Source organism: Thiomicrorhabdus heinhorstiae, from assembly GCF_013391765.2.
GTDB lineage: Bacteria > Pseudomonadota > Gammaproteobacteria > Thiomicrospirales > Thiomicrospiraceae > Thiomicrorhabdus > Thiomicrorhabdus heinhorstiae.
The window spans coordinates 1-20,690 of record NZ_JACBGI020000005.1 but is presented as its reverse complement, the minus strand read 5'-3'; the positions used below and the strand labels follow the sequence as shown (position 1 = coordinate 20,690).

Below are 20,690 nucleotides of genomic sequence, written 5' to 3'. Positions count from 1 at the left end.
AAAAGAATATTCGACATCAGCATACCTATATGAAACCACTCTTATTAACTTCTGTTCTGTGCCTGACAATCGCCGGTTGCAGCTCGCAAAATGACACCAATATCGAGCAGTGGCAGAGCAACAAAAAGTGCAACCTGCATAAAGAAGCCTGCAGCGTGACTCACGGCGATCAGACCGTCACCTTGCGCATTGATCCGCACCCGATTCCTATCGCACGCCCTCTCGGTATCCGCGTCGCCACCGACAACATCTCGCCTCAGGCGATCGAACTGGATATTTCCGGCATCAATATGTATATGGGCTACAATCGCACCAGTCTGCAATCCACCAAACCGAACTTCTGGGTCGGCACGTCCATGCTCGCCTTCTGTACTTCGGAACGCATGGAGTGGCAATTGACGCTGATGTTAAAAGACAAGGACAAACAGATACAAATCCCGTTCTATCTGGAAACCACCAACCGCTAACTTTAACCAACGTGGTAGTCAGTCACTCGGATGTTTATTCGGTCAGGGCAACCGATTTAATCAAAGCGAAAAGTTCCTGCCCGACTTCAAGCCCAAGACGTTCTGCAGAAAATTGCGTGATTTCAGCAAACAATTTCTGACCGTCGTTCAACTGCAGACGCACCAACATGCGGTGTTTCTTCTCCGGGATCAATTCCAGAATCTTCGCGGAAAGATGGTTGATGATGCTCAAATGCTCGGGATCACTCAGCGACAGACTGACGTCTTTGGCCAGTACACGCACCCGAACGGTTTTCTTATCGGCCGTTGAGGCTTCCGACAACCATAAGCGATTCTCTCCGAAAACCACCGGATGCAAGCCCCTTTCCTCGCTTTCGATCCGACCTTGCAAAACCGAAACCGCACCTTCATCATCGAACAATGGCGAATCCGCTCTCGACAGAGCTTCTTGCAAAGATTCGACGCGCTCGATCCGCCCCGCTTTCATAAAGACGATATTCTGCGCCAGGCGCTCCACTTCCGCCGGTGCGTGAGTGATATAAAGCACCGGAATTTGATAAGCCGCAACCAGCTCTTCAATCAGAGTCAGCATCTCCGCTTTTGAACGCCAATCCAGTGCAGACAGCGGCTCGTCCATACAGAGAATCTGCGGACGCAGCAATAGGGCACGGGCAATTGCCACTCGCTGCTTTTCTCCGCCGGAGAGGAAATTGACACCGCGATCAAGCTTGTCGGCAATGCCGACCCGACCGACGATCTCATCGAAGTCCGCCGCCTCAATCCCTTTTGGAAGCCGTTTCACACCGTACAGCAAATTCTGCCGAACCGTCATATGCGGAAACAAGGCGGCATCCTGAAAAACAAAACCGATATGGCGTTTTTGCGTCGCTAAAGATTTCTTTCCACGCTGCCACAGCTCATCGCCAAAAGACAGTTCGCCTCGAGTGTTCTTATCCAAACCGCTGATCGCTCTCAGCAAAGTACTTTTTCCGCTTCCGGAACGGCCGAATAAAACCGTCACCCCCTGCATAGGCAGATTGAACTCTCCCGATTCCAGTTTGAAGTTACCCAGTTCCAACTGTAATCGACCGCGTAAGTAATGTGTTGTCTGTTCCGTCATCATCTACCCCACCTTGACACCGAAACGACGGTTCAGAGCATACACCAGCATCAAAACACACAGCGAGAAGATCAACATCATCGCCGACAACAGATGCGCCTGATCGTATTCGAGGCTTTCGACGTGATCGAAAATATCGATCGATACCATCCGCGTTTCGCCCGGAACATTACCACCAAGCATCAACACCACCCCGAACTCGCCGATCGTATGCGCAAAGGTCAAGGTGGCGGCCACCAGAAATCCACGCTGTGACAGCGGCATAGCAATGGTGAAAAAACGGTCAAAGGCATTGGCACGCATCGTCGCCGCGGCATCCAGCAGTTTTTGCGGTACGGCTTCGAAGGCATGCATCAACGGCTGAACGGCAAAAGGCAGGGAGTAAAAGACCGAACCGACAATCAATCCGGTCTTACTGAAGGTTAACTGACCCTCGAAACCAAATAAGCGCAGGAACTCGGTCACATAGCCATTCGGATTTAAAATAATCAACAGATAGAAACCGAGTACAGTTGGCGGCAATACCAATGGCAACGCGACCAAAGCCTCCAACACAATTTTTGACGAACTCTGCAGCCGCGCCATCCACCAGGCCAGCGGCGTCCCTAACAACAAAAGAATCAGCGTTGTCCACCCGGCGACTTCAAGAGTTAACCAGATCGGATCCATACTGACTGCAATACCGAATATTTCTACCATAAAACAATAAAGCGGCCCTCAATCCTTCGAGTACCGCTTCCTCTGATTATTTCTATTTTTTAACGTTGTAAATTAAGGCGTACTATAACCATAGCTATGGATGATTTCCAGCGCAGCCGGCGTTTTAATAAACTCCATAAACGCTTTCACTGCCGCATTGTTTGCTCCACGTTTCAAAATCAAAGCACCCTGCTTAATCGGCGCGTAATCTTGTTGCGGAACGATCCAGTACTGACCTTTCTCATATACCGGACTTTGCGGATCAACCAGTTGCGACAAGGCGACAAAACCAATCTCTGCATTACCGGTAGCCACGTATTGGAAAGCATGAGCAATACTTTCGCCATTGACGATTTTCGCTTTCACCGCATCATATACGCCCTGACTTTTCATAAACGCCTCGGCACGCTCACCGTAAGGGGCGGTTTTCGGGTTAGCAATCGCCAAGTGATTGAATTTCGCCTCTTTTAAAACCTGTAAAGGGCTCTCTTTAACCGGATACTTATCACTATACAGAGCAATTTGCCCCTGAGCATAAACAAAATAGCTCTCCTTTAACCCCGTGCCGTCATCGATGGTTTTCAACGGACGGCGCTCGTCAGCGCCAAAGAAAGCGTCGTAAGGCGCGCCGTTTTTGATTTGCGCATACAGTTTACCGGTCGGACCGAAGGAAAATTTCAATTCATGTCCGGTTTTTTGACTAAAAGCCTCGCCGATCTTTTCAATGGTTTTGGTGAAATTCGCCGCCACCGCGATTTTTGCCGTATCGGCAATCGCGACACTGCTGACCATCATTCCGCCGGACAGCGCCAGCATCCAAGCCGTGACCCGCATCAATCCTTTCATAAACACCTCTTTATAAATATAAATACATAACGTTAAGTAAAAAATTTTGTTGCCGACCTCAGTCAGCAACCGCAAGTAATACATGACTGGCTTTTACCAAAGCACAGGCCGCATCGCCGAGATTCAACTCCATGCGATCAAGGCTTTCGTTGGTGATGATTGCCGAAATCTTATTACCGTTATCCAACCCCAGAGTGACATCGGCATTGACCGCACCGCGGTCGATAGAGATAACTTCGCCGCAAAACTGATTACGCGCGCTGGTTTTCAAAGCGCCGTTCAAATCTTCACTCAAGATAACCCAGCTGGCTTTAATCAAAGCAAACGCATCACTGCCGACTTCAAGTTCCAGGCGTTCCAAACTTTCCGGGGTAATCTGCGCTACCACTTCACATCCTTTACCGACCGACAGAATCACCTCGCAATTCACTTCGCCTTTCTTAATATCAGTGACGACTCCATTAAACAAATTGCGTGCACTGGTCTTCATCGATACCTTCCTCATGATTTCCAACTGTCCCCACATATCAGGAGACAGCTCTTCCAATTGGCGCACCCAATGCTGCATCTGTTCACTGAACAACTGATAGGCCGCCACCAATTTTTCACCGGCCGGAGTCAGAACCATTCCGCCGCCGCCGCTACCGCCTTTCTGGGCGCGCACCAGATCTTCACCTGCTGCCTGATTCATCGCTTCGATTGCCTGCCAGGCGCCTTTATAGCTCATATGACAAGCTTTTGCCGCGGCGTTGAGCGAACCTAATCGACCGACCTTATAAAGCAACTCCAAACGACGCTGTCCTGAACGGGTCTGTTTTGAACCTAACATAAATGACTGTACCAGTTGTTCCGGATGCGAAAATTCTTGCGTCACTTTATTCCCTTTAATTCATATATAGGTAAATACATAACGAAAGAATTATAAACAAAGCCTATCGAGAATACCAGCGCGAAGAAAAAATTACTCTGCACCGAAACAAATTCGACACTCACGGGTCACTCACGGGTCTATATAAGCAAGAAATTCGAATTTCTCTTAAAGAAACCTTTCACATCTTCAATTCCAACAGCAACCCGTTTTATCAATTTAAGGAGTTTAATCGATGCTGCCAAATACATTCTCACCTAGCCGCCAGCAGCTCCTGCATCGCTTGCCATACACCGCTTAGGGGACAGGACTGGGTCTTCACTCGACCGGCCATCTTGCCAAAACGTATTTCCAGTCTGAGTGAATAATTGATTCGATAAGACAATAAAAAAGCGCGATATGATCGCGCTTTTTTATGAAGCCAAGGCAAGGAAATATCTATTTCTCCAGAACCCCTTTCAACCAATTTTCCAATTCCTGTTCGGATGCCGGATAACTGATCTCTTCAATATGACCGTCTTTTAAACGCAAAGCCGTGACCTTATCCTCTTCGCGAGGCCAGCCATTCAGCTGTTCTTCATCATAGATCAAACCAATCTTAAAAGCATAGTCCTGCATCTTCGGTACCGCGAACATTTTGGTAATGAATCCCGGCATTGCGGAAATATCCGCCAGGTAGACGCCTTTTTGAGCTTTTAAATCCGTTAAACCTAACTTGTTCAGAACATTTTTAACCGTTTCCCCGCTGGCTTTATCCGAGGACAGTAATAACCACTCAAGTTGCCCGTCGACTACCACCGGTTTATCAAACTGATCTTGTACCGTCAGCTGCGGAAGTTGCTGCATCGATGCAGCATTCGCCCCCATCGCCACTGCCCAGAAAGCCAAGATTGCAATCCATTTTTTCATCGTTCCATCTCCATTGCGGATAAAAAAATACCGCAGCCGGAAAGGCTCCGAACTGCGGTACTTGATTAGGCTATCGTAACGAGAGCCAACTCTTGTAAATCAGAGATTAAAGCTCTTTAGTACAGAAGTAGAAGTCTTTACATTCGTACTCACCAGAAGCCATACGCGCTTTTGCTTCTTCCACAGTTGCTGCAGGAGGAACAATAACGCGATCACCTTTACGCCAGTTTTCTGGAGTCGCACACTTATTAGCGTCAGAAGTTTGCATTGCTTCAAGAAGGCGTACGAACTCGTCGATTTGACGACCGTTGCTCATTGGGTAGTAAACCATTGCACGCAGAATACCGTTTGGATCAATAAAGAAAGTTGCACGAACCGCAGAAGTATCTGCCGCACCTGGGTGAATCATGCCGTAAGCGCTAGCGACTTTCATGTTCAAGTCAGCGATGATCGGGAATTCCAAATCTACACCGAATTTCTCTTTAACATTTAGAATCCACGCATTGTGAGAGTGGTGAGAGTCGATAGAAAGACCCAAAAGTTCACAGTTCATGGCATCAAATTCTGCTTTTCGAGATTGAAAGCCGATGAATTCAGTTGTACAAACCGGAGTAAAGTCAGCAGGGTGAGAGAAAAGAATCAACCACTTGCCTTTGTAATCTTCAAGAGTCTTGCGACCGTGAGTCGTTTCTGCGTCAAACGCTGGTGCTGGTGCATTCAATTGTGGGAAGCCGATTGTAGTTTCCATTGTATAAACTCCTTGAGTTAGGGTGTTGTTGAGTAAGTTATCTACGTTGTATTTTTGATAAGTAGATTTAATTCATGGACAAGAATATCTAATCTTGTTGATAGCGTCAATTTGAAATTTCTAATATTCATTATTGTTAAAAACTATCAAGCAATCATTACGAGAAAATGAAATAAGACGCTGTAAACTTCACAAGTAAAAAAATACCCCAAGGCCTTTATATAGATCCTTGAGGTATATTTCAACTCAAATCTAAATAAAAATTATTCTTAATCAATTACATGCTGCTCAATCAATTTTTACGCCTGTTTTTGAAGCAAATCGAGATCGAGAAAACCATGCCGTTAAATAGATTTTTAATTTAACAACCAGTCTTTACGGCCTATCCCGTTCAAATCGTCTTCAAAAGAAGACTTACTGAATTTTCGACAAAAGATCCGGATTAATCACCAGATTTCTAACACCATGCGCATGATCTTCTTTAAAGGCATTGCCTTTACACCACTCGCCAACCGTTTCGATATTAACTTTAGCGACTCTTGGTCGAACTGCCCAAGACACCTGAAATGGAGAACCTTTTTCGTTATAGCTAGGACCTGTCGTAGAGCCTTCGTAATTAATTGGCGTATCGGTAAAATAAGGAATATTCAAAGCCTGGTGCAAACCATTTTTCATTCCATACTTAGTCATCTCTTTGAAGTCCAAAGCATTCTTGTCATTAACCAATACGAAAACCTGCGATTCAACTCTTAGCTGCGGGTTTTTAATATTGTCGCTTAAACAAGAGCCTAACGTTGGTCCTGGAGCGACATCAGCGGTAGAGAATACATAATGCACCTCAATCGTATCCCCGACAGATAGCGCACCATGCTTACTCGGACAAACTTCATGCTCGACAGGCTTTAATTCAGCATCGGTCAAATAGCCGCTGTACTTATAGCCACTCGAATATCCATGCCCATCTCCGTTCCCTGCGAAAGAAGCGAATTCTCCCCCCTTATGCTCAGCATTTTTATGGAAGTGGATATTGCATAAATTCATCTCAGAATAAGCCGGCGCACGGCTAAAAGTAATCGGATTATTACCCTTTACAGAGTCAATGTCTCTCGGAGACTGCGGTCCAAATCCTTTACCTTGAGTATTTTTAGCCAAGGCAGCGCGTTGATCGGCAATTACTTGGTCAGAGACGGGACCATGCGCATGTTCTTCGACATGCCCTTCATTATGTGGATTTGACTGACATGCAGTGACTAATAAAGCGGCTGCCATAGCAGCATAAAGTTTCGTATTCAAAAGATAACCCTTCCCAGTATGAATTTTTATATTTATTCGTTACTCGGTTTTTACAGCAAAAAACTGCAAACACAAACGGCCGCTTGAGCAGGCCATGCTTGCAAATCATAACGGACATTTATTCTAAAAAAAGTAAGGGCTTTGAAGGTGGTTTCTCTATCAATAGTTTTTATTAGAGATAGAGAAAAATCATAACAGGATTAAATGATATAAACAGGACTTGTTAGACACTGTTCAGCTTATCTGCTAGAGCTTTTGCAACCTGAGGATGGACAAACTCACTGACGTCTCCACCGAGAACGGAAATCTCGCGAACCAGAGAAGAAGAGATGAAGGCATACTGCTCAGCCGGCGTCATAAACATGGTTTCGACATCCGGCGCAAGTTTGCGATTCATGGAAGCCAGCTGGAATTCATATTCAAAATCCGAAACCGCTCTCAAGCCTCGCAATAGAACATTACCGCCGATTTTCTGAACAAAATCGACCAACAACCCCCTAAAACCGACAACCTCAACATTCGGCAGATGGGCAGTGACGGCTTTAGCCAGCTCCACCCTCTCTTCAAGAGAGAACAGAGACTGTTTATTGCGATTGTCGGCAACGGCGATCACTAGACGGTCATAAAAACGCGCCGCGCGTTCGATTAAATCAGAATGCCCGCAAGTAATCGGATCAAAAGTTCCAGGATAAACGGCAACAATCGACATAGTTTCTCTTCTTATTTAAGATAATTTTTAAATTCTGCTCTCAGCCTGTCGGGCTTGGTAATGGAACAGGGCATACTTAACTTGAGAGGTTTTCTTCTCCCGATACAGGGAGCAGCTCTCCGGAATCTCAGGCCAGTCAAGACCGTTTTCCTGCTCCAGATAGATCCAGGCTTCTTCCGCCAGCCAGCCGTTTTGCAATAATCCCTGCCATACAGGTTCGAGCAATCCTTTGTGAAACGGCGGATCGATAAACACTATATCAAACGCTTGCGAGGATTGCTGCTGTATCCATTGCACGCTATCCGTCTGATGAATTTCAGCTTGATCAGCTTGCAAACTCTGACGATTGGCCTGTAACTGGCGGGTATTTTCTGCCGACAATTCGAGAAAGCAGCACGATTTTGCACCGCGCGACAGAGCTTCGAAACCCAAAGCACCGGAACCGGCAAACAGATCCAGACAACGGGCACCGGGAACTTCAAACTGCAACCAGTTAAACAGGGTTTCACGTACCCGGTCCGACGTTGGCCTCAAGCCTTCGGCTTGCAAAACCGGTAATTTGCGCCCACCCCAATCGCCGCCGATAATCCGTACTTCACCGACATCGCCGCTCTTTACTGCAGCACCTCGCCTTACCGGTGTTTTCCGTTTCTGTTTCATTCTTTTACCCTGTGGATTTCATCGCAATCAATTGGACCACTGCTCCCATCCCAGTATGCAATTCCCCTTCATGCACCTCTCGTTCGATTTCATCGGCCGAAACAAACTCCAGCGACTGACACTCGCACTGCAAGCGGGACAGGTCCATCATCATGCTCGGGTCTTTCGGGCCTCCGCTGGCAAATGCAATCTGCTCCGGTCGATAAGCTTCAAGGATGAAGTGTCCACCGGGTTTCAATGCTCGACATACCTTGGCATGCACTTCGACTCTCAAGGCTTCCGGGAGGTGACAAAAGATAGAAACAATATAATCCCAACGTTGCTCGCCCAAGTCATAATCTGCCAGATCGATCACCTCAGTGCCGATTTCCACTCCTCTTGCCTCTGCCAAGGACCGGGCCTTTTGCAAACCGGTTTTCGATGCGTCAACAGCATGAACATCCAATCCCAGCTCGGCAAGGTAAACGGCATTACGCCCTTCTCCTTCCGCCAGACATAAGACTCTCTGCCCGGCTTGTGGATTCAGACGCTGTATCGCCAGTTTCAAAAAATCGTTCGCTTCGGTACCGTAAACATAATCGTCGACGGCATATCGCTGATCCCACATTACTAAAAACTCCGGTGCAAGATTTTATTAGGAAACCCGCATTATAAAACAGCTTTCCCGCCTCCCCAAAACCCGTTACTGCATTTTGTCATCTCAACGTCATCAAAACGTCACGCACCAGTCACAGTCCAGGCGCAGAATTACGCTGATTTATTCCAACTCGAAAAAAGCGACCTATGATTCATATTGAGAACGCAATCAAAGAAAAATGGCCGACCTTAGAACAAAAACCGGTCTACAAAATGGTTTTAAAACTGTTAAAGAAGTTGTTACACGAAGATGAAATTAACGACTTCATTGAAGCCAACCGACACCTGAAAGGTTTCGCATTTCTTGATCATGTCCTCGATCATTTTGATTTCAGTTACCAGGTAAACCACCGAGACCTCTACCATATTCCGTCGGAAGGCCGTGTCATTATCGTCGCCAACCATCCGATCGGTTCTTTGGACGGCCTGGCACTGTTAAAGCTGGTACGCAGCGTTCGTCCCGACGTGCGCATCGTAGCCAGTGAACTGCTTTCACATGTCGATCCGTTGAAATCACTGTTTCTTGCCGTGGATAATTTTTCCCAGCGCGCCAGTCATAAAAGCTTGTTCAAAAACATGGTCACGGCCCTGGAGGACGAGCAGGCTCTGATTATCTTCCCTTCCGGCGAAGTATCGCGCATCCGCCCAAACGGTGTTCGCGACGGAATCTGGAAAACCGGCTTTATTAAGCTGGCGCAAAAAACCAACGCCCCGGTATTACCGATCTACGTCGATGCAAAGAACTCCGCACTTTTCTACAGTCTATCAACTCTGTATAAGCCACTCGGAACTCTGATGCTGGTACAAGAGATGTTCAATAAACGCGAACAGCGTATCGAATTTCATATCGGCAAAGCGATCCCGGCCAAGGCGATAGCGGAATCCGAAGTTCAGGGTAAAAAACTCGCCAACCGCTTCCGCAAACATCTGTATCGCCTCGGCAAACCGAAAAAGCTAAAAAAGAAACCTTTTTTGGAAACCTTAGAAACCGTCGCTCATCCGGTTGACCGCAAGGCGTTGAAAAAGGAACTGGCGGCTTCTGAATTACTCGGTGAAACCTCCGACGGTAAGAAAATCTATCTGTTTGACTATGATGCCGATTCTGCAGTAATGCACGAAATCGGCCGTTTGCGCGAACTAACCTTCCGTACCGTCGAAGAAGGAACCGGCAAGCAACGCGACCTTGATGCTTACGATGCACTTTACCGCCATCTGGTGCTGTGGGATGAAAACGATTTGGAAATCGTCGGCGCTTATCGCATTGGCGAATGCGCAACCATCCTTGAAAAGAAAGGCATTGAAGGACTCTACACCTCAACTCTGTTCAACTTGAAAGAAGATATTCAACCGCTGTTAAAAGACTCTCTGGAGTTGGGGCGTAGTTTCGTGCAACCGAAGTACTGGGGAAAACGCAGTCTGGATTACCTGTGGTTCGGTATCGGCGCCTACCTAGTCAAGAATCCGCAAGTCCGTTATATGTTCGGCCCGGTCAGCTTGTCGAACGCTTATCCACAGCAGGCCAAAGAGCTGATCAGCGGATTCTATCTGCAGCAGTTCGGCGATCATCAGACACTAGCCGAAGGGAAACGCCCCTTCCAGCTCAACAAAGCCAGTCAGGCGATTGCAGAAACCGAATTCAGCGGCGACTATCAGGGAGCTTACAAAAAGCTTAATGCGCTGTTAGCGCTGGAAGGGGTTAAGGTTCCGACTCTGTTTAAACAGTATGCCGAACTGTGTGACGACAAAGGCTGTCGTTTTATCGACTTCAGTGTCGACCCGGATTTTAACGACTGCATCGACGCCTTTATCTTTGTCGAAATCGATAAGATCAAAAGCAAAAAACGCGAACGCTATATGGGTCAGGCTTAAGCAATCTGCTGACCGGAGGACGACACACTGTTGCCGATCCTCCTTGATTCGTCAGCCATTTTTCAACTTGCTATTTCGGCTCTCCTACCATAACCCGTAGCATCGGCGATTTACCGATGTGTTTCTTCCAGGCATCGATCACCTGCTGCAGACTTAGCTTTTCTACCTGCTGCGGGAACCACTGCAAATAATCCAGCGGCAAGCCGTAAAAACCGATCATGGAAATATAAGCGACGAGCTTAGCATTGCTATCCATTCTGAGCGGGAAACCGCCGATCAGATTATCTTTGATCTCCTGCAAGCGTTCCTCGTTTAACGTTGCGACGAAAGTATGCAAACTGTGATCGACCACCTCCTGCGCCTGCTTTGCCGAAGCGTTCTTAGTCGACAAACCGATGGTAAACGGGCCGGCCAGTTTCATCGGTGCGAAATAGCTGTAAACGCTATAGGCTAAACCGCGCTTCTCGCGAACTTCATCCATCAAATAAGAGCCGAAACCACCGCCACCGAAAGCCTCATTGGCAACGAACAGAGCGACATAGTCCGGATCTCCGCGTTTAATACCCTTTTGCGCATTTAAAATATAAGTCTGTGTCGATGGAAATTCGCGCATCAGCGTTTGCGGGTTTTTCATTTCTTCCACCGGCGGCAATGCTTTCGGCTTCGTACCTTGCGGCAGGGCTTGCGCCAATTGCTCGGCAATCCGTTCCGCCTGCTTTCGGTCCAGATCACCGACCAGAGAAATCACTGCATTACTCGCCGTGTAATAGCGCTGATAAAATGCCTGCAGATCAGCTTGCTTGATCGTTTCTACCGTCTGCATCGTTCCATCCGACGAATGGGCATAAGGATGATCTCCATACAGCGTCTTCCATAGAAGATCGGAAGCAAGAACTTGCGGTTGCGAGTTCTTCTGCTTCAACATAGCCAGCCAACGACTACGCTCCCTTTGCAGAATCTTATCGTCAAAACGCGCTTTACCGAGTACTTCTGAGAATTGCGCCAGAGCCTGTTTCCTTATGTCCTCGCGACTTAGACAGCGCAACGAGAAATCGGCTGAATCACGTCCGGCCTGTTGCGAAAACTCCGATCCCAAACGATTAAAACCGTCGGAAATCTGGTTCTCATTACGTGTTGCGGTCGCACTGCCGATCAAAGCGGCCGTCATCGATGCCAGCCCCCATTTCTCGCCGTCACGGGCAGAACCGGCGTCAAAAGCAACTCGCATATCCATCATCGGCAACTCCGGAGCGGCCACAAACATGACCTTGGCGCCCTGCGAGGTTTGCCAGCTTTGGATCTTAACCGCCGCCAAACTCTGAAAGCTAAGCAGGCACCCCAGAAATAGCAAGGTTAGTTGCAACTGAACTCTCTGCATCATCAGTGCACTCCTTTAGTCTGCAAACTCATCTGTTGTGCGCTTGTCGGTTTTTCACCATTCGGCAACAAAATCGCCACCGTGGCTTTTTCTGGATCGAAATATTTCTTGGCAACCGCTTGAATCTGTTGCGGCGTCACTTTCCGGAGATTCAACAACCAGTGATCGATGGTGTCCAACGGCAATCCAACACTGACCAGACTGCCCAACAACATTGCCTGACCTCGCATGGAATCCTGCCGATAGACGTAATTCGCTTCGGTCTGTGCCATCACTCGCTGTAAAGCAGCTTCTGAAACCGGCTTGTCCTGCAGCTGTTTGATCATTTCCCAGAAGCGCTTCTCGACTTCTTCGCTGGAAAACCCTGAAGACGGCGTGGCTTCAAAAGTAAATAGACTGGATAACTTCTCGGTCGGGTCGTAATAACTGCTGGCACTGACTACCGATTTTTGCTTGCGAACCAACTCTTTGGTCAGAATCGAGGAATCGTCGCCATCAATCAGGTCGTTCAGCAAGCTTAATGCATACACTTCCTGGCGTTGCTGCGCATTCTCGGCACTCTTCAAGGTAGGAACATGAACCCCGATCAGCAAGTTCGGCAGTTGCGTTGCGCCCTTCATTTTCAGGCGACGCTCCCCAAGCTGCGCCTGTTCGACTTGCGGCTTCAGCTCTTCGATGCTTTCCGCTTTGGCCGGGCCATAGTAGCGTTTTGCCAGATTTAAAACATGGTCCGTATCGACATCACCAACTACCACCAAGGTCGCATTATTCGGCGCATACCAGCGCTGATACCAGCTTTTTAAATCATCCAAAGACCAGGAATCGATATCCGATTTCCAGCCGATTACCGGATGATGCTCCGGGCTGTTAACAAATGCCATCGCTTTAAATGCCTGATACAACTTGCTTTCAGGGCGATCCTGCACACGCCAGCGCCACTCTTCGGTCACTACTTGCCGCTCGGTCGCAAATTCTTTGGCATCCAGTTGCAAATTACGCATTCGATCCGCCTCCAGACGCATAACGTCTTCCAGATGCTGTTTCCCGACCACCTGATAGTAAACGGTGTAATCATTGGTGGTAAAGGCATTTTCCTCGCCACCCATGCGGGCAACCAGTTTGGAAAACTCACCCGGCTTGAGCTTTGCGGTTCCCTTGAACATCATATGTTCAAGCATATGCGAAATACCGGTTATGCCGTTCGGTTCATAATTGGAACCGACCCGATACCAGACTTGATGAACCACTACCGGAGCACGATGATCCTCTTTGACAACAATTTTCAAACCATTTTGCAGGGTAAATTCGGACAGCTTCGCCTGGGCTGATAAACTGAAAAACCCGCATGCCAGCATGGCAAAAATTGATAACGCAAATTTGCGGGATGATGCTTTGAACATAACTGTGTAACTCTTCTTTATTGGATATTCTAAACAAGGCTATTGAATGTTCTTTTACAGAGCACAAGGGCGCCAAGCCACCAAACATCCTGTACTGGATTTGTTTTATAATAGCGAAATCATTGAAATTGAAGTATTAAATAAATCTTGAACAGGACACAGTGAATGTTAAGTTTTTTGCGCCGCAAAAAAAACACGCCAGAAGATCAGCCTCAGGAAACGGCTGTAGAAGAAACACTGGCTGAAACCGTCGAAGAGGTAGAATCCCAACCATCTCCTGCACAGGAAACACCAGCTGAAAACTTTGAACAACCGTATGAACAGCCGGTTGAGCAATCCGTTGAATTACCCGCCGAGACAGTGGATGCCGAACCGGAAAAGAAAGGATTTTTTGCCCGTTTAAAACAGGGGTTGAGTAAAACCCGCCGCAGCTTTACCGACAGTCTGGCAACCCTGGTTCTGGGCCGCAAAGAGATTGACGACGACCTGCTTGAAGAGCTGGAAATGATCCTGTTAAGCGCCGACGTCGGCGTAGAGGCGACCGATAAGATCATCCGCAATCTGACCGACCAGGTCTCGCGTAAGGAATTAAAAGATCCTGACGCACTGATCGTCTCGCTCAAACAACAACTACAGGCATTGATCGACCCGATGGCTCGCCCTTTGCAAATCGATGAATTCCTGCAAAGCAACGGCGGACCTTATGTCATCCTAATGGTCGGCATCAACGGCGTCGGCAAAACCACGACCATCGGCAAGCTGGCTAAGAAATTCCAGCTGGAAGGTAAATCGGTCATGCTGGCTGCCGGCGATACCTTCCGCGCCGCAGCGGTTGAGCAGTTGCAAACTTGGGGCGAACGTAACAATGTTCCGGTAATCGCTCAAAAAACCGGTGCTGATTCCGCAGCGGTTATTTTCGATGCGGTACAGTCTGCCAAAGCCAGAAACATCGATGTTCTAATCGCCGATACCGCAGGACGCCTGCATACTCAGTCCAACTTAATGGAAGAACTGAAAAAGGTGAAGCGCGTGATCGGCAAGGTTGACGATACGGCCCCGCATGAAGTGATGCTGGTCATCGATGCCGGCACTGGACAGAATGCTCTGAACCAAACCAAACAGTTCCATGAAGCGGTCGCTGTTTCCGGTATCACCCTGACTAAACTGGATGGAACCGCAAAAGGCGGGATCATTTTTGCGCTGGCGGAACAGTGCCAGATTCCGATCCGCTACATCGGTGTCGGAGAATCGATTGACGACCTGAAACCGTTTGACAGCAAACAGTTTACTGAGGCATTATTCGAAAACGATTCCGAATAGCGGCAGCCATGATGAGATTACCGGACACACAAAACGCCAATTATCTTTACGCCTTTAAAAAAGGGTACCGCGCCGCCACCGAAGGCAAAAAGCTGACCAGCATGCCGGGCACTGTCCGCCGAGACGACGTCATGCGCGGCTATTTTATGCAAGGTTGGGAACAGGCCCAAGATGAGATGTCCACGCCGGTTCAATCGGAGCAAGGTAACAACCCATGGAAATACCGGGCAATTTGGACCTCTATCACTCTACTTGCAGGGGTTCTAACCGCAGCGCTGATTATCAAAGACGTAAACAAAGACAAGGTGCCAGAAAATGCATCATCCGCAGCCGAACTCAAAACTCAGGCCCTGACGGAACTCCCTCCGCCCTCCATTAATCAGCCAGCGCAATCAGCACAAGAGTCCTCATCTATAACACCTGCACCGCTGGAAGAGAGCTTGCCGGTGCAAACAGAGCCGGCAACGCCTCCGGAAAGCAGTGAAACCGTTGAACCTGCACCAAGCCCGGTGAGCGAGTCCGAAGAGGAAAAAACCGCAAGCAGCCTGAGTTTACTCAGTTCCGAAGCCAGAAAAGATGCGGAGCTTAACCGTCAGGAATTTGCCGAAACTCAGGCCGGCAAGACCGATTTACCGCCAATCGTTGCCAGTCCGATCAAAGTCAAAGCAGCCGTCTTAACCACTGACATTCGTGGCCACGAGCCGACCGAGCATTTTGACAATCAGGTCCCTAAATATGTACGTTCTCTTAAGTTTTTCACCAACCTCAAGGTAGATCGACCGCAAACCATCTATCACCGTTGGCGTTATCAAGACAGAATCATGGCGACAATCGCACTTAACATCCAACCCGGCGGATTCAGAACCTGGTCAAGTAAAAACTTCACCAGTGCCTGGCAAGGACAGTGGTATGTGGAAGTGTTGAACGAGAAACGCCAGGTCGTTTACCGAAAAGCGTTTACTTACGGAGCCCAATAATAAAATGAAACCGTCATTTCGACTCTGGTTGAGTTTGCACTTGATTACCGCTCTCTCGATGCTTCTTGCCGGCTGTAGCAGCGGACCACCGCCGAAAAGCACTCACGACAATCTCTGTTCGATCTACTACTTCGACGATGATTGGTACGATGCTGCCGAAGATTCATATGATCGCTGGGGAATTCCACCGTATGTTTTGATGGCCTTCGTGCATCAAGAATCCCGTTTTCAGCCGGATGCCCAGCCTGATCGCCCCTATTTTCTGGGTTTTATTCCGCTGCCACGGCCTTCCAGTGCTTATGGTTATGCCCAAGCCCAGGATGAAGCCTGGTACGATTACCAAAAAGCTACCGGCCGCTGGGGAGCAGATCGCGACGATATCGACGACGCTCTGGATTTCATCGGTTGGTATAACAACCGCTCTCATCAACTGCTGGGAATCGCTAAAACCGACGCATACAACTTATATCTCGCCTACCATGAAGGGCACGGCGGTTATAAGCGTAAAACTTACAACGGCAAAGCCTGGTTGAAAAAGGTCGCCAGCAAGGTTTCGACCCGCGCCAACCTGTACAAAAAACAATCGGCTAATTGTCGCTAAGAGCCCCGACATTTTCCAAGATTCCTAAAACAAAAAACCGAGCTTATGCTCGGTTTTTTTATTCTCATTCGAGTATATAGACGGAGACCTCCTGTCTATAAACAAGTATCAGCCATTATAACGCTCGAAAACCAGTGAAGCATTGGTTCCACCGAAACCGAAGCTGTTACTCATGATGCGATTCAAACCGGCGTTCTCAACCAATTGGGTAACGATCGGCATGCCTTCACATTCAGGATCCAGAGTTTCGATGTTGATCGACGGAGCGATAAAGTCATTCTCCAGCATGCACAGGCTATAGATAAACTCGTGAACACCAGCCGCACCCAAAGAGTGGCCGGACATCGATTTGGTTGAACTGATTTTCGGTACATTACCACCAAACACTTCTCGGATAGCTGCCGCTTCCTTGGTATCACCAACCGGTGTGGAAGTGCCATGCGGATTAATGTAATCGATTGCTCCATCAACACCGTTTAACGCCATCTGCATGCAACGGACAGCACCTTCACCGGAAGGAGCTACCATATCGTAGCCGTCTGAGTTGGCACCGTAACCGGTAATTTCCGCATAGATTTTTGCGCCGCGAGCCAAAGCGTGTTCGAGCTCTTCAACAACGACCATTCCACCGCCGCCGGCAATAACGAAACCGTCACGATCCGCATCGTAAGCGCGCGAAGCCTTGTCAGGAGTTTCATTGTATTTGGTAGACAGAGCGCCCATCGCATCGAACAGGACCGACATGGTCCAGTGCAACTCTTCACCGCCACCGGCAAAAACAACATCCTGCTTGCCAAGCTGAATCTGCTCAACGGCCGTACCGATACAGTGCGCAGAAGTCGAACAGGCAGAACTGATTGAGTAGTTGATCCCTTTAATCTTGAAAGGAGTCGCCAAACAGGCTGATACGGTCGACCCCATAGTCCGGGTTACCATATAAGGACCGACTCGACGCACACCTTTTTCACGGGCGATCGCAACAGCTTCTGTAGAGTTGGAGTTCGACCCACCGCCGGAACCGGCAATCAAACCGGTTCTCGGATTAGAGACTTGTTCCGGAGCCAGGCCTGAATCTTCAACCGCTTGTTGCATGGCAATATAGCTGTAAGCAGCCGCATCACCCATAAAACGTAACTGCTTGCGATCGATATGATCGGCAAAATCCAAATTTTTGATCGCTCCATGCACCTGAGAACGCATGCCGTTTTCAGCATATTCCGGAGCAAATACGATACCTGAACGTCCGTTACGTAAAGAATCAGTAACTTCTTCTTTATTATTCCCAAGACTGGAAACAATCCCAATACCCGTAATAACGACTCTTTTCATAACTTAAAAACTATCCGTATTTGTAAATAATCCGACTTTCAGATCCGCCGCGCTGTAAATTTCGCGTCCGTCGACAAATAATCTGGCATCTGCAAGTCCCATATAAAGCTTACGCTTAATCACGCGCTTGATATCGATCACGTATTCGACTGTTTTGGCAGTCGGCAATACCTGACCGTAAAATTTAACCTCTCCTGAACCCAAAGCGCGTCCACGCCCTGGACCACCGGTCCAACCAAGATAGAAACCGATCAGCTGCCACATCGCATCCAAACCTAAGCAACCCGGCATAACCGGATCTTGGTTAAAGTGACATTCAAAAAACCACAAGTCTTCAGTTATATCCAATTCAGCTCTGATTTCGCCCTTTCCGTAAGCACCACCTACCTCGGAAATATTCGTGATGCGATCAAACATCAACATAGGAGGAAGTGGAAGTTGAGCGTTGCCTGGCCCAAACAGCTCGCCACGTCCGCAAGCTAAAAGTTCTTCTTTTGTATAACTAGACTGTTGTTCCATTCACGTTTCCAGTTTTGAATAAAAAATATTAGGCATTATAACAGTTTGCGCAAAGACAGTACAATTCGTCGCCCGGTTTCCGGAATACAAAAAAGCCCGTAAAACCGAGATTTTACGGGCTTTAGAATAATGGTGCCGACAGAGGGACTTGAACCCCCAACCTACTGATTACAAATCAGTTGCACTACCAATTGTGCTATGTCGGCGAGATGGGCGTATTATAAGCAAACAGCTTGCTCTGTCAACAAATTTTCATCAATTTTTTATGCATTCTTCAATATTGACCATTCCCTGTAGGACAAGGTCAGGCACCCAGTTTACATCGCAATCAATCAACGATTTCAAACGACTTGAATCGCCGCCGGTAAGCACAACTTTAAAACTTGTTCCGACCTGCTCATTCAAATCGTGAATCACCTGATTTATAAAGGAGGCAGTCATGTACAAAGTTCCGCCAAGAATGGCCGAATTTGTGTCTTTGGCCAACAAGGTTTCATTTTCATCACCTTCTTCTGAATATTCAAAAGAGTCGATCATTTGCAAATCGGCCGTGTCAGTTGCCAAAGCGGAACGCAGGCTTTTCAAACCAGGAACGATAAAGCCACCCAGATGGCGACCATCCAGAATCGCATCGATAGTCAAGGCAGTACCGGCATCAATAACAATACAGGGATCAGAATAATAACCAAGAGCGCCCTGCATTGCCATCCAGCGGTCATCACCTAAAGCCGACGGTTTTGTATAACCGGAAACCAGACCGCAGCAATCTTTTTGCGCACTCATTTGGATTGGAATCAATCGCCAATTTTTTTGAACGAAAGTCTTTAAGTTATCAATAACTTCTTCACCGGCAACAGAAGTGAAATAAACCTCATCTGGTTCACCGATTTCTTCAAGAATTCGCTCATTGCCATCACCGAAGAAGTTTTCTATCGATTCCGCACCACCGTACTCATATTCATCGTCGTAAACCGACGCCCATTTAATTCTTGAGTTGCCTAAATCTAAAAATAATTTATTCATAATTCTTTTTCTATAGCCCGGATTGATGTCATACCGCTCTGATAATTCATTATCTCGCCGTCAATCTCTACCAACACTTCTCCATTGTCAGCTAATCCTTTATACAGGCCTATTTTCGACTGTCCGCTATCATACACAATAACCTTCTGATCAACGGAGAAATAATCCAATTTTTTAAAACGCCTAATCCAGGAAGAGTTTTCGTCTGCATAACCACCTACGCATGCAGAAAGGTGTTGCAGAAGACCTGCTAGCACAACTTCGTCTTCAAGATCATTTTTCAAAATCAAAAAACCGACAGGATAAGACAAGGCAGAACTGTCACCTGCATCCACAGTGGTTTTAAGAGATAAATTTTGCTCTGAAAAATTTAATCCGATACCAATAACCAGCCAACAATTCCCCTCCGAGTAAGAAACGACTTCGGTCAAAATACCACCGACTTTTCCTTCCGAACAAAACAGATCATTAGGCCACTTTAAAAACAACTTACCACTTATCTCAGTCTCTAAAAACAAAGCTGTCTCAAGCGCTATATACTGCGCAATACCGGCTAATTTATGAACAGGCCTGCCAACCTTAACCAACAGGCTAAAAGTCCATGAATCCCCGTTTGACAACCAATTTCGACCACGCTGACCATACCCCGCTGCCTGAAAATTTGCGACGCATACAGATTCAACTAAATTTTGTTTCGCGACGGTTTTTAAGAATGCATTTGTTGAATCGATCTCCTCAAACAAATAGGAGGAGACACTGGGAAGACGTGCGTTTAAGAGAATTTCTAATCGTTCTAAATTAAGCATAAATTAAAAGATTAAAGAATAGCCCGAATATAAGCAGAAAGCAAAATAAACTAAACTAAGTCTGCAAATATCTTTTTTATTCAAAGAAAAATCCAGACAAAAACTACCGCCCCTTAGTCAGGGTAAGAAGTTTTTAGGATATACACCTGATCGGATGGTAGCGCTCTTATAGGTGTAAAAGCTTGCCGATGACCCAGCACAGAGGCCTGGTCGCTCGCTTGCTAAAATTCATCCGTTAGGATGAATTTCTTAACGCGTCTCGCCCTACTTGAAGAACAGGAGTGCAAATGGCGAGGGCACATGGATGTGCAGGAACGGCCTCACGTAAATCATTTTTCGAATGCAAAAAAAAACCGCTATTCCAATTAAGGGATAGCGGTTTTTTAGGATATAAGCTTGGCGATGACCTACTCTCACATGGGACCTCCCACACTACCATCGGCGCTAAGACGTTTCACTTCTGAGTTCGGGAAGGGATCAGGTGGTTCCATCTTGCTATGTTCACCAAGCAAT

The 20,690-nt window shown here is 47.4% G+C and carries 21 protein-coding genes, 1 tRNA gene and 1 rRNA gene; 5 read left to right on the top strand and 18 right to left on the bottom strand.

Features of this window, described 5'->3' with window-relative positions:
- Window positions 1-29 precede the first annotated feature (29 nt).
- Window positions 30-467, top strand: coding sequence for a hypothetical protein (locus tag H8792_RS04505; protein ID WP_185977741.1), 438 nt, complete (start codon window positions 30-32; stop codon window positions 465-467).
- 34 nt (window positions 468-501) lie between these two features.
- Here H8792_RS04505 and modC read toward each other — a convergent pair whose 3' ends face one another.
- The 10 genes from modC to H8792_RS04455 form a co-directional block, all read right to left on the bottom strand.
- Window positions 502-1,590, bottom strand: a complete 1,089-nt coding sequence (modC, locus tag H8792_RS04500; protein WP_228766945.1) for a molybdenum ABC transporter ATP-binding protein — start codon at window positions 1,588-1,590, stop codon at window positions 502-504.
- Window positions 1,591-2,286 (bottom strand): molybdate ABC transporter permease subunit, encoded by a 696-nt coding sequence (gene modB, locus H8792_RS04495; RefSeq protein ID WP_185977740.1) that lies wholly within the window; start codon window positions 2,284-2,286, stop codon window positions 1,591-1,593.
- A gap of 72 nt (window positions 2,287-2,358) precedes the next feature.
- A complete protein-coding gene (gene modA, locus H8792_RS04490; protein ID WP_185977739.1) occupies window positions 2,359-3,132 on the bottom strand; it encodes a molybdate ABC transporter substrate-binding protein in 774 nt (257 codons plus the stop codon).
- A gap of 58 nt (window positions 3,133-3,190) precedes the next feature.
- Window positions 3,191-4,006 (bottom strand): TOBE domain-containing protein, encoded by an 816-nt coding sequence (locus H8792_RS04485; protein ID WP_319558421.1) that lies wholly within the window; start codon window positions 4,004-4,006, stop codon window positions 3,191-3,193.
- A gap of 432 nt (window positions 4,007-4,438) precedes the next feature.
- Window positions 4,439-4,909 carry a hypothetical protein gene (locus H8792_RS04480; RefSeq protein WP_185977738.1) on the bottom strand — a complete coding sequence of 157 codons (471 nt, stop codon included), beginning with the start codon at window positions 4,907-4,909 and terminating at the stop codon, window positions 4,439-4,441.
- A gap of 106 nt (window positions 4,910-5,015) precedes the next feature.
- Window positions 5,016-5,657 (bottom strand): peroxiredoxin, encoded by a 642-nt coding sequence (locus tag H8792_RS04475; RefSeq protein WP_185977737.1) that lies wholly within the window; start codon window positions 5,655-5,657, stop codon window positions 5,016-5,018.
- 414 nt (window positions 5,658-6,071) lie between these two features.
- Window positions 6,072-6,950: a delta-class carbonic anhydrase gene (locus H8792_RS04470; RefSeq protein WP_228766944.1), complete on the bottom strand. Its 879-nt coding sequence runs from the start codon at window positions 6,948-6,950 to the stop codon at window positions 6,072-6,074.
- 223 nt (window positions 6,951-7,173) lie between these two features.
- Entirely contained in the window at window positions 7,174-7,659 is a 486-nt protein-coding gene (coaD, locus tag H8792_RS04465; protein WP_185977736.1) for a pantetheine-phosphate adenylyltransferase, read from the bottom strand.
- 27 nt (window positions 7,660-7,686) lie between these two features.
- Window positions 7,687-8,319: a 16S rRNA (guanine(966)-N(2))-methyltransferase RsmD gene (gene rsmD / locus H8792_RS04460; RefSeq protein WP_185977735.1), complete on the bottom strand. Its 633-nt coding sequence runs from the start codon at window positions 8,317-8,319 to the stop codon at window positions 7,687-7,689.
- A gap of 4 nt (window positions 8,320-8,323) precedes the next feature.
- Window positions 8,324-8,926, bottom strand: coding sequence for an SAM-dependent methyltransferase (locus H8792_RS04455; RefSeq protein ID WP_185977734.1), 603 nt, complete (start codon window positions 8,924-8,926; stop codon window positions 8,324-8,326).
- Window positions 8,927-9,102: 176 nt separating this feature from the next.
- On the opposite strand from H8792_RS04455, the gene H8792_RS04450 reads away from it, so the two are divergent.
- A complete protein-coding gene (locus H8792_RS04450) occupies window positions 9,103-10,824 on the top strand; it encodes a lysophospholipid acyltransferase family protein (RefSeq protein ID WP_185977733.1) in 1,722 nt (573 codons plus the stop codon).
- Between the two features lie 70 nt (window positions 10,825-10,894).
- On the opposite strand, the gene H8792_RS04445 is transcribed toward H8792_RS04450, so the two are convergent.
- Together H8792_RS04445 and H8792_RS04440 are read right to left on the bottom strand one after the other, a co-directional pair.
- Window positions 10,895-12,205 carry a M16 family metallopeptidase gene (locus tag H8792_RS04445; RefSeq protein ID WP_228766943.1) on the bottom strand — a complete coding sequence of 437 codons (1,311 nt, stop codon included), beginning with the start codon at window positions 12,203-12,205 and terminating at the stop codon, window positions 10,895-10,897.
- The gene (locus tag H8792_RS04440) at window positions 12,205-13,602 is read right to left on the bottom strand and encodes a M16 family metallopeptidase (RefSeq protein WP_228766942.1); all 1,398 of its coding nucleotides are present in this window, start codon (window positions 13,600-13,602) and stop codon (window positions 12,205-12,207) included. The genes H8792_RS04445 and H8792_RS04440 overlap by 1 nt, the downstream gene beginning before the upstream one ends.
- Before the next feature lie 165 nt (window positions 13,603-13,767).
- Here H8792_RS04440 and ftsY point away from each other — a divergent pair, with 165 nt between their 5' ends.
- From ftsY to H8792_RS04425, 3 genes are read left to right on the top strand one after another with little or no spacing between them, the layout of a single operon-like run.
- Window positions 13,768-14,922, top strand: a complete 1,155-nt coding sequence (gene ftsY / locus H8792_RS04435; RefSeq protein WP_185977732.1) for a signal recognition particle-docking protein FtsY — start codon at window positions 13,768-13,770, stop codon at window positions 14,920-14,922.
- Between the two features lie 8 nt (window positions 14,923-14,930).
- A complete protein-coding gene (locus H8792_RS04430; RefSeq protein ID WP_185977731.1) occupies window positions 14,931-15,899 on the top strand; it encodes a DUF2914 domain-containing protein in 969 nt (322 codons plus the stop codon).
- 4 nt (window positions 15,900-15,903) lie between these two features.
- Window positions 15,904-16,500 (top strand): transglycosylase SLT domain-containing protein, encoded by a 597-nt coding sequence (locus H8792_RS04425; protein WP_228766941.1) that lies wholly within the window; start codon window positions 15,904-15,906, stop codon window positions 16,498-16,500.
- 108 nt (window positions 16,501-16,608) lie between these two features.
- Here H8792_RS04425 and fabB read toward each other — a convergent pair whose 3' ends face one another.
- The 6 genes from fabB to rrf all read right to left on the bottom strand — a co-directional run bounded on the left by fabB (window position 16,609) and on the right by rrf (window position 20,686).
- On the bottom strand, window positions 16,609-17,829 hold the full coding sequence (fabB, locus tag H8792_RS04420; RefSeq protein ID WP_185977730.1) for a beta-ketoacyl-ACP synthase I: 1,221 nt from the start codon (window positions 17,827-17,829) through the stop codon (window positions 16,609-16,611).
- A gap of 3 nt (window positions 17,830-17,832) precedes the next feature.
- A complete protein-coding gene (gene fabA / locus H8792_RS04415; protein ID WP_185977729.1) occupies window positions 17,833-18,348 on the bottom strand; it encodes a 3-hydroxyacyl-[acyl-carrier-protein] dehydratase FabA in 516 nt (171 codons plus the stop codon).
- Between the two features lie 130 nt (window positions 18,349-18,478).
- Window positions 18,479-18,554 (bottom strand) — tRNA-Thr (locus H8792_RS04410).
- A 49-nt stretch (window positions 18,555-18,603) separates the two neighbouring features.
- On the bottom strand, window positions 18,604-19,371 hold the full coding sequence (locus H8792_RS04405) for a type III pantothenate kinase (protein ID WP_185977728.1): 768 nt from the start codon (window positions 19,369-19,371) through the stop codon (window positions 18,604-18,606).
- Window positions 19,368-20,177 carry a biotin--[acetyl-CoA-carboxylase] ligase gene (locus tag H8792_RS04400; protein ID WP_194947646.1) on the bottom strand — a complete coding sequence of 270 codons (810 nt, stop codon included), beginning with the start codon at window positions 20,175-20,177 and terminating at the stop codon, window positions 19,368-19,370. The genes H8792_RS04405 and H8792_RS04400 overlap by 4 nt, the downstream gene beginning before the upstream one ends.
- Window positions 20,178-20,571: 394 nt before the next feature.
- Window positions 20,572-20,686, bottom strand: a 5S ribosomal RNA gene (gene rrf, locus H8792_RS04395).
- Window positions 20,687-20,690: the final 4 nt, after the last annotated feature.

Excerpts from the sequence above, each read along its gene's own strand:
- fabB (WP_185977730.1), bottom strand. The coding sequence starts at position 17,829 with ATGAAAAGAGTCGTTATTACGGGTATTGGGATTGTTTCCAGTCTTGGG.
- H8792_RS04425 (WP_228766941.1), top strand. The coding sequence starts at position 15,904 with ATGAAACCGTCATTTCGACTCTGGTTGAGTTTGCACTTGATTACCGCT.
- modA (WP_185977739.1), bottom strand. The coding sequence starts at position 3,132 with ATGAAAGGATTGATGCGGGTCACGGCTTGGATGCTGGCGCTGTCCGGC.
- H8792_RS04440 (WP_228766942.1), bottom strand. The coding sequence starts at position 13,602 with ATGTTCAAAGCATCATCCCGCAAATTTGCGTTATCAATTTTTGCCATG.
- coaD (WP_185977736.1), bottom strand. The coding sequence starts at position 7,659 with ATGTCGATTGTTGCCGTTTATCCTGGAACTTTTGATCCGATTACTTGC.
- H8792_RS04450 (WP_185977733.1), top strand. The coding sequence starts at position 9,103 with ATGATTCATATTGAGAACGCAATCAAAGAAAAATGGCCGACCTTAGAA.
- modB (WP_185977740.1), bottom strand. The coding sequence starts at position 2,286 with ATGGTAGAAATATTCGGTATTGCAGTCAGTATGGATCCGATCTGGTTA.
- H8792_RS04405 (WP_185977728.1), bottom strand. The coding sequence starts at position 19,371 with ATGAATAAATTATTTTTAGATTTAGGCAACTCAAGAATTAAATGGGCG.
- H8792_RS04455 (WP_185977734.1), bottom strand. The coding sequence starts at position 8,926 with ATGTGGGATCAGCGATATGCCGTCGACGATTATGTTTACGGTACCGAA.
- H8792_RS04430 (WP_185977731.1), top strand. The coding sequence starts at position 14,931 with ATGATGAGATTACCGGACACACAAAACGCCAATTATCTTTACGCCTTT.
- H8792_RS04400 (WP_194947646.1), bottom strand. The coding sequence starts at position 20,177 with ATGCTTAATTTAGAACGATTAGAAATTCTCTTAAACGCACGTCTTCCC.
- H8792_RS04445 (WP_228766943.1), bottom strand. The coding sequence starts at position 12,205 with ATGATGCAGAGAGTTCAGTTGCAACTAACCTTGCTATTTCTGGGGTGC.
- fabA (WP_185977729.1), bottom strand. The coding sequence starts at position 18,348 with ATGGAACAACAGTCTAGTTATACAAAAGAAGAACTTTTAGCTTGCGGA.
- H8792_RS04480 (WP_185977738.1), bottom strand. The coding sequence starts at position 4,909 with ATGAAAAAATGGATTGCAATCTTGGCTTTCTGGGCAGTGGCGATGGGG.
- ftsY (WP_185977732.1), top strand. The coding sequence starts at position 13,768 with ATGTTAAGTTTTTTGCGCCGCAAAAAAAACACGCCAGAAGATCAGCCT.
- rsmD (WP_185977735.1), bottom strand. The coding sequence starts at position 8,319 with ATGAAACAGAAACGGAAAACACCGGTAAGGCGAGGTGCTGCAGTAAAG.
- modC (WP_228766945.1), bottom strand. The coding sequence starts at position 1,590 with ATGATGACGGAACAGACAACACATTACTTACGCGGTCGATTACAGTTG.
- H8792_RS04475 (WP_185977737.1), bottom strand. The coding sequence starts at position 5,657 with ATGGAAACTACAATCGGCTTCCCACAATTGAATGCACCAGCACCAGCG.
- H8792_RS04505 (WP_185977741.1), top strand. The coding sequence starts at position 30 with ATGAAACCACTCTTATTAACTTCTGTTCTGTGCCTGACAATCGCCGGT.